A 7,976-nucleotide genomic window follows, 5' to 3' on the forward strand; every position below is an offset into this window, starting at 1 on the left:
GGCGACGACGCGGTGACGGCCGGCGGGCGACGCTGGCGCCATGAGCGTGCACATCTCGGAGGTGCACTCCGACGTCACCGCGGCGGCCGGCGCCCCGTCCGCGCCACCCGGCCCGGATCCGGCCCACCGGGCCCAGCTCGCCGAGCACGTCCGCGACGAGATCCAACGAGCACGGGACCTGGCCGCCCGGCTCGCCGCCGAGGCATTCGATGACTGAGCCGATGTTCTCCGCGGTGGCGCCGGTCTTCACCGTCGACGGGGAACTGATCCGGCCGCTGGCCCGCGACTGCGCCCGGCTCGAGGTCACCGAGGGCGTCGACGGGCTGAAACGGATGCAGGCCGAGTTCATCGCGGTCGGCGGGCACGCGACCGGGCCGCCCGGCGCGATGTACCACCTCGACGGGGCGACCGTCGACTTCGGACGGTCGGTGCGGGTGACCATCGGGCCGGAGGGCAACCAGCGGCACGTCTTCGAGGGGCAGGTGTCGGCACTGGAGGCGGTCTTCGGGGACGGTGACCCGCCGACCGTGGTGGTGCTGGCCGAGGACGCGCTGATGCGGCTACGGATGACCCGCCGGATGCGCACCTACGTCGATGCCACCGACGCCGACATCGCCGCCGAACTGGCCGGTGAGCACGGGCTGAGCGCCGACGTGCAGGCCGACGGGCCCCGTTACGACGTCGTCCAGCAGTGGAACCAGAGCGACCTGGCCTTCCTGCGCGACCGGGCCCGCCTGATCCGGGCCGAGCTGTGGGCGACCGGTCGCACCCTGCACTTCCGCTCGCGCACCGACCGGACCGGCACCGCGCTCACCCTCACCCAGGGCGTCGACCTGCTCAGCGCCCGGCTCACCGCCGACCTCGCCGAGCAGCGCAGCAGCGTGGTGGTGACCGGCTACGACGCGACCTCGGGCAAGACCATCGAGGAGCGGGCCGGGGCCGACGTCGCGGACGCCGAGATCACCGCCGGCCGGGCCGGGCCACGCCTGGTGGCCAAGGCGCTCGGCGACGCGGTCAGCTACCGGGTCCGCGAGGCGGCACTCACCGCCGACGAGGCGACCGCCTGGGCCCGGGCCGAGATGCTGCGCCGGGCCCGCCGGTTCGTCACCGTGCACGGCACCACCCGCGGTTCGCCCGAGATGGTGGTCGGGAGCCGGCTGACGCTGCGGCACGTCGGGGCGCCGTTCGACGGGTCGGGGTACTACGTCACCAAGGTCTGCCACCTGTTCGATCCGCCGCAGGGCTTCCGGACCCGGTTCGAGGCCGAGCGGCCCAGCCTCAACGAGGTGAGCCGATGAGCATGCCCACGCCCGCCGACGGCAGCGCACCCGGCTACTTCGGCGTCTATCCCGCACTCGTCACCGACCTGGTCGACCCCGATTCGCTGGGCCGGGTCGAGGTGCGCTTTCCGTGGCTCGGCGCGGACGGCGACCGGGATGTGCGGGCCTGGGCGACGTTGTGCTCGCCGTACGCCGACAACCAGCAGGGTCTGCAGATCGTGCCGGAGGTGGACAGCCAGGTGGTGGTCGCGTTCGAGGCCGGGAACCTGCGCCGCCCGTACGTCATCGGTTGTGCCTGGAACGGGGCTCGCAGCCAGCCGGAATCGCCGACCGAGGCGAACGACCTGCGGGTTTTGAAGACCCGTTCAGGCAGCAGCCTCGAGTTCGACGACGGCGCCGCCGGCGCGAAGATCACCGTGACCACCAGCGGCGGGAACAGGGTCGTCCTGGACGACTCCGGCGGCTCCGCCGAGGTGCGCACCGCCGCCGGGCACCACGTGACCATGGACCGGACCCAGCTCACCGTGTCGCACGCGCTGGGCTGCTCGGTCACGCTGACCGCAACCGCGGTGCAGGTCAACGGGAATGTGCAGGTGACCGTCACGGCGCCGATGGTCAGCGTGTCCGCGCCGATGGCCACCTTCAGCGGGGTGCTGCAGGCCACCACGATCATCGCCACCACGTCGGTGGTGTCACCGTCGTACTCGCCGGGCGTGGGGAACATGCTGTGAGCCCGCCGGTCTACCGGCTGCGCGCGCCGGTGGTGGTGCGCTACGACAAGCCGCTCTGGGTGCCGGACTTTCTGGCCGTCCCGGCCGGCCCGGGGCTCGGCCCGCCGGAGCTGTGGGGCTACTTCGTGCCGGCGCTTCCCGACGACCTGCGAGGGCCGCGATCGAGGCGCTTCCCGGTGCCGCACCCGACCGCGTTCCAGCCCAACCAGGATCGCTTCTACGCCGTCGCGACCGAGCTGGTCGGCCCCGGGCCCGGGTTTCCGCCGGCCGGCGACGTTCGCGACGTCGAGGTGCGGCTGGTGATCCGGCGCGAACGGTACGACGTCGTGCCCGGTCCGCGCCTGCTCCGGCTCGCCCGCGGGATCGCGGCCGACACCGCCCGCGAGCTGAGCGCCGACGATCTGTTGGACCTGCTGTCCGCGGAGGCCTTCATCCCGCCGGCGCGGCGGCTGCGGTACCGGCGACTCATGCGCCGCCGGGGAGCCACCCGGGTCCGGCAGGCGCTGGTGGACCCGGGTGGCTGGACGCCGGTGAGCCCGGTCTGGCATTTGCACCGGATCGCCGGCGAGCGGGAATATCCGACGTGGCGGCGCCCTGATCCCGTACGAAATCAATGGTTTGGATCTCTGCCGACCGATGCGCCGATCCTCGAGGTGGCGCAGCCGGACCACCGCTGGACCTACCGGATGCACTGCGTGGCCCGGTGGACCAACCCCGGATGCCCGCCCGGCCGCGCGGTCAGCGTGCCCGGGGCGCCGTTCCGGATCGCACCGCTGCGGATGCCCGCGACGGGCGGGTGACGCCGTCCGGCGCAGCATCGGCGAATGACGACCGACTGGCTCGGCACCGGATTCCGGTTCCCCGTCGCACCGTTCGCCTTCGTCAGCGGTCTCGACCTGGTCCGGCAGTCGATCGGCATCATCCTCGACACCGAACCGGGGGAGCGCATCATGCTCCCGGCCTTCGGCTGCGGCCTGCGCCGCTACCTGATGGCGCCGAACAGTGCGGTCACCCGGGCCGCCGTCCAGGAGGACGTGACCGAGGCGCTGTCCCGGTGGGAGCCGCGGATCCAGCTGACGAACGTTGCGGTGACGGCTGGCGACGATCCTGCACTTGTCTGGATCGACATCTCCTACGTTCAGCTGCTCGACCAGCGTCCGGACAACCTCGTCTTCCCCTTCTACCTGCGCTGACCGGAGGTGCCGAGCGATGCCGCTGATCCGGCCCATCCTGGACGACCGGTCGTACGAGGACCTCCGGCGGGAGCTGATCGACCGGATCCGCGTCTACGCTCCGGAGTGGACCGACCACAACGAGAGCGACCCCGGCATCGCCCTGCTCGAACTGTTCGCCTACCTCGGCGAGAGCGTGCTGTTCCGGCTCAACCAGATCCCGGACGCCACCAAGTCCGCCTTCCTCAGCCTGCTCGGCGCGGAACCACGGCCTGCCGTCCCGGCCGGCACCCTGGTCGCCGCGAGCACCACCGATCCGGCCGGGACACAGCTGCTCGCCCGCACCGGCCTGCGCGCCGGCAGCGTCGAATTCGAGACCACCGACGAGGTGTACGTCTGGCCGATCGGTGCTGCCGGCGCGGGCAAGGTCGTCCGGGTCACCGGGGCGGCGGCCAGTCCCGAGGAGCGGCAACGTCTGCTCGACGCGCTACGGCGGGCCAAGCTGCCGTCCACCGCGGCCGACGTGCAGGGCTCGATCGCCTACGAGACCACCGTGCTGCCCGACAAGCCGGACGGCGGCGGCCCGCTCGACGCCGAGGCCACCGCCGACCACGCCCTGTGGGTGGCGTTGACCAGGATCCGGCAGACCGACCCGCGGCTGCTCGGCGGGCAGTCGGTCTTCCTCGGCATCGCGGTCGACGACTCGCTCGATGAGTTGCAGGGGCCCGGCCTCGAACCCGGACTCCCGTTCGCCGCCGACCCGCCCGGGATGCGGTGGCAGTTCTGGGCCGGCCCCGGCCAGTTCACCGACGTCACCGTGCTGCACGACACCACCCGCGGTCTGACCGGCACCGGCGTCGTCCAGCTGGAACTGCCGCCCGACTTCCCGGCACCGGACCGCACCGCGCCGGACACCACCCGCGGTGCCGAGGACGACCCGCCGACCGTGCCCGCCGACCTCGCCCGAAACGTCGTCGCGTGGCTGCGGGCGACCCGCCCGCTCCCGCCCGGCGACCAGCCGCTGCCGCCGATGCCCCGGGTGCGCTGGGTCGGCGCCAACGCCGTCGACGCCGAGCAGACCCGCACCGTCACGGCCGCGGAACTGCTGGGCACCGGAACCGGCGACGCCGGCCAGAGCTACCCGCTGACCAAGCCCGGCGTCATTCCCGGGACCGTACGGCTGGAGGTCGAGGAGGTCGGCGGCTGGCAGACCTGGCAGGAGGTCCGCGAACTGAGTCACAGCCGCGAGAACGACCGGCACTATCGGGTGGAGAGCGTGCCCGGCATCATCCACTTCGGCGGCCCGAACACCCGCCGGCCGCAGATCGGCGACCGAATCCGGGTGCTGTCCTACCGGTACGGCGGTGGGGCGGCCGGCAACGTCGCGGCCGAGGCGATCACCGCGGTCGTGAACGGCCGTGGCGTCAAGGTGCGCAACCCGCTGCCCGCGCGGGGCGGCGGCGAGGCCCAGACCCTCTCCGCCGCGCTCGACGAGGCGACGGCGACCGTGCATCGGCGCGACCGGGCGGTCACCCCCGACGACTTCCGTGCCCTCACCCTCGAGGTGCCCGGAGTGGGCCGGGCCGAGCCGCTGCCCACCCCCGACCCCGAGCACCCCGGCCGGACCGTCGCCGGCGCGGTCACGGTGGTCGTCTTCCCCACCGAGGACGCCCGGCACCCGGACGCGCCGCTGCCCGACGCCGGACTGTTGCGCCGGGTGGCTCTTTACCTCGACGCCCGCCGGCTGATCACCACCCGGATCGCGGTCGTCGCACCCGCCTACCGCAACCTCACCCTCGCCGTCCGGGCCGTCACCCGTCCCGGCTACCAGATCGACGCGGTCCGGCGCTGGGTCGACCTGATCCTGCGGCAATACCTGGCGCCCCTGCCCCCGTACGGGCCGGACGGGCAGGGCTGGCCGCTCGGGCGGACCGTGCGGGCGGCCGAGCTGATGGCCGTCGCCGGGCAGGTCGAGGGCGTCGAATACATCGACCGCCTCACGCTGCGCCTGGCCGGCCAGTCCACCGCACTGTCCATCGTGGAGCTCGGCCCGCTCGAGGTGCCGGCGATCGGCGCCCTCGAGGTGACCGCCGGAACCTCCGGCGCCGACGATCCCGCGCCCGCCTCGCCCCCGCCCGCCACCCGGCACATCGTGGCCTACCCGCCGTCCGAGTGCTGATGAGCGCCGAGCGGGACCTGAGCGTCCTCACCGACGTCGACCAGTGGAGCCGGTGCCGGCACACCGGCACCGCGGTCTTCGCCGGCCCCGGTGACACCGGCGGCATCCAGCTCACCTGGCCCGACGACGTGCCGGCGGCCCCGGCCCCGACTCCGCCGGAACGCTGCGGTCTTGCCTTCGACCAGTGGGGACACGCGCTGGTCAATCGCGGTCCGGACACCGGGCACGTGTGGCGGCACCTCGCCTCCGGAACCACCGAGCCGTTCCCGGCCGCCGACCCGGGCCGCCCGATCTCCCTGGCCGTCGACGCGGCCCAGCGGCTGTACGTCGCACACACGCAGGACGACGAGATCATCACCGCCGACCTCTGGACCCAGAACCGGATCGCCACCATCGACGCCGGCCCCGGGCAGCCGGTCGACCTCGCCGTGGTCGGACCCGACGTCGCGGTGCTGACCGACGGCCCGCCCGGCGTGGCCTGGCTCCGCCGCGGCAGTGACCTCCGCGCCGCCGTCCTCGACGGCCCCCGCTGCCCGGACGGCCTGGTGCCGTGGCGGCTCGTGGCCGGCCCGGACGGTGCGCTCCTCGTGCTGTGGCGGCACCCGACCGGCCGGGCGGCCATGATCTGCCGCACCGACGGCAGCACCGTCCTCGAGGTGGACGGCGCGACCGACCTGGCCGTGACACCCGCCGGGATCCTGGTCGTCGGCCGCGACCCGGCCCGGCCGTTCCGCCGTTTCAGCTCGCGCCAGGGCACCTGGCGGGAGATCGAGCCGGTCCGCGCCGACCAGTACGACGGCGGCGCGATGGCGGTCAGCGCCGACGGTGCGGTCGGGTACACCACCGCGGACGGGGTGGACTGGACGGCCGGGTCGGCCGCCGGTTACCGGGCGGGCGGCACGCTGGTCAGCTATCGGCTGGACAGCGGGCGGTACCGCAACCGGTGGGGCCGCGTGCTCCTGGAAGCCTGCCTGCCGGTCGGCACCGATCTCGAGATCGCCGGGCTGACCTCCGACGACGACGAAGTGGCCCAGCCACTGGACCCGGCGCCACCGGAACGCGGAAGCGCGATCGCCCACCCGGACGCGTCCCCGCCACCGCTTCCGCCGGCCACCCTGTGGGCCGAGGCGCCGTGGCGGCCCCTCTACCGGCGGGAGCGGGCCGGCGACTCCTACCAGACGTACGAGGCGCCCGCAGCCGGCTCACCGGGCCGCTTTCTCTGGATCGGCCTGCGCCTGACCGGCACCGGCGCGGTCACCCCGCGGGTGCGCGCGGTGCGCATCGAACGCACCGGCCACCGTCTGCTGGACTACCTGCCACGGGCTTGGTCGCGGGAGCCGGCCGCGGCCGATTTCCTGTACGGATTCCTCACCCCCGCCGAAGGTCTCCTGCACGACGCCGACCAGCGGGCCGCGACCCGCTCGCTGCTGCTCGACCCGGCCACGGCGCCGGCCGAGATGCTGCCCTGGCTCGCCGGACTCGCCGGCCTGGCCGGCGACGAGAGCTGGCCGGAAGCCGCCCGCCGGACTCTCGTCGCCGAGGCGTACCCGCTCTTCGCCCGGCGCGGCACGCCGGCCGGGCTGGCCCGCATCCTGGAGATCTTCCTCGGCTATCCGCCCGCCCTCATCGAACGGTGGCGGATACCCGGCGATCCGGACCCGGCTCACCGGTTCCTCGTCCACCTGCGCGCCGACCTCGACGACGACCGCCACCGAGTGGTCGAACGCATCCTGCGCGAACACGCACCCGCGCACACCTCGTGGGAGATCCGCGACCTCGGCGCCGGACCGCGGGTCGGCGACGACATGCGGGTGCAGGCCAACACGGTCGCGCTCGCCGGTGCGCTCGGCACGCCGTTCGTCGTCGGCGACTCCGCACTGGGAATTGAAGGCCTGCTCGGCGGTGGCCCGTGACCAGCCGGGCGACCGGCACCGACCTGTGGATCGACCGGCTGAGCGCCACGCTGAGTCCGGCGCTGGACCGCGGCCGGATCGACCTGCTGCTGCACCGGATCGCCGGTGCCGGGCTGGACGACGCTCTCGCGGACACCGGGCTGCCCGGCGGCGAATGGTGCCTGCGGCGGATCGACGTTCCGGTGCGCGTCGACCCGGCGGCCGGCGACGACCGAATCGCCGCCGCCTGGTCGGCGGCGCTGGCGGCGGCCGTGCGGCAGGCTCTCGCGGACGGCGGGGGAGAGGCCGACATCGTTCGGTACGCGTCGGTCCGGGCCGCCGCGGTGGACCTCGTGACGTCGGTCGCGTGGGGACGGTGGGGTCGCGCCTGGGCATGGCGGCAGGTGGGGCTGCTCGATGCCGGAATTCGTCCGGCGCCGGCGGTGGCGATCGTCGCGGCGCTGAACCGGTCGGGCGCCGATGCGCTCGGGGTCCTCATCATGGCGGCCGAGGCGGCCGGGGTGGCCGCCCTGCACCGGGCGCTGGGCCGGGACGGATGGCCGGCGGCGGCCGCTGCGGTGACCGGCGTACGGATCAGCCCGGCGGCCGTCGAGGCGTCCCCGAGCCCGGCATCGAACAGCCGGGTCAACGCCCCCGCCGCCCCGTTCGCGGCGAACGTAAGGGCGGCGAACGTTCGGGCGGCGAACGTAAGGGCGGCGAAC

At 74.3% G+C, this 7,976-nt stretch carries 8 protein-coding genes; all 8 read left to right on the forward strand.

Annotated elements, in window-relative coordinates; genetic code table 11:
• Positions 1-40 precede the first annotated feature (40 nt).
• Positions 41-217, forward strand: a complete 177-nt coding sequence (locus Ato02nite_RS30055) for a hypothetical protein (RefSeq protein ID WP_213010014.1) — start codon at positions 41-43, stop codon at positions 215-217.
• Positions 210-1,298, forward strand: coding sequence for a phage late control D family protein (locus Ato02nite_RS30060; RefSeq protein WP_213010015.1), 1,089 nt, complete (start codon positions 210-212; stop codon positions 1,296-1,298). The genes Ato02nite_RS30055 and Ato02nite_RS30060 overlap by 8 nt, the downstream gene beginning before the upstream one ends.
• Positions 1,295-2,011: a phage baseplate assembly protein V gene (locus Ato02nite_RS30065; RefSeq protein ID WP_246607563.1), complete on the forward strand. Its 717-nt coding sequence runs from the start codon at positions 1,295-1,297 to the stop codon at positions 2,009-2,011. Before Ato02nite_RS30060 ends, Ato02nite_RS30065 begins: the two co-directional genes overlap by 4 nt.
• Positions 2,008-2,811, forward strand: coding sequence for a hypothetical protein (locus Ato02nite_RS30070; RefSeq protein ID WP_213010016.1), 804 nt, complete (start codon positions 2,008-2,010; stop codon positions 2,809-2,811). Before Ato02nite_RS30065 ends, Ato02nite_RS30070 begins: the two co-directional genes overlap by 4 nt.
• 24 nt (positions 2,812-2,835) lie before the next feature.
• Positions 2,836-3,204: a GPW/gp25 family protein gene (locus Ato02nite_RS30075; RefSeq protein WP_213010017.1), complete on the forward strand. Its 369-nt coding sequence runs from the start codon at positions 2,836-2,838 to the stop codon at positions 3,202-3,204.
• Positions 3,205-3,220: 16 nt separating this feature from the next.
• Complete coding sequence (locus Ato02nite_RS30080; RefSeq protein ID WP_213010018.1) at positions 3,221-5,362, forward strand: putative baseplate assembly protein; 2,142 nt, start codon at positions 3,221-3,223, stop codon at positions 5,360-5,362.
• Complete coding sequence (locus Ato02nite_RS30085; RefSeq protein ID WP_213010019.1) at positions 5,362-7,275, forward strand: phage tail protein I; 1,914 nt, start codon at positions 5,362-5,364, stop codon at positions 7,273-7,275. The genes Ato02nite_RS30080 and Ato02nite_RS30085 overlap by 1 nt, the downstream gene beginning before the upstream one ends.
• Positions 7,272-7,976 (forward strand): hypothetical protein (locus Ato02nite_RS30090; protein ID WP_213010020.1); only part of this gene is annotated, 705 nt, incomplete at its 3' end. The genes Ato02nite_RS30085 and Ato02nite_RS30090, both read left to right, overlap by 4 nt.

It is taken from the genome of Paractinoplanes toevensis (assembly GCF_018332695.1).
Classification (GTDB): domain Bacteria; phylum Actinomycetota; class Actinomycetes; order Mycobacteriales; family Micromonosporaceae; genus Actinoplanes; species Actinoplanes toevensis.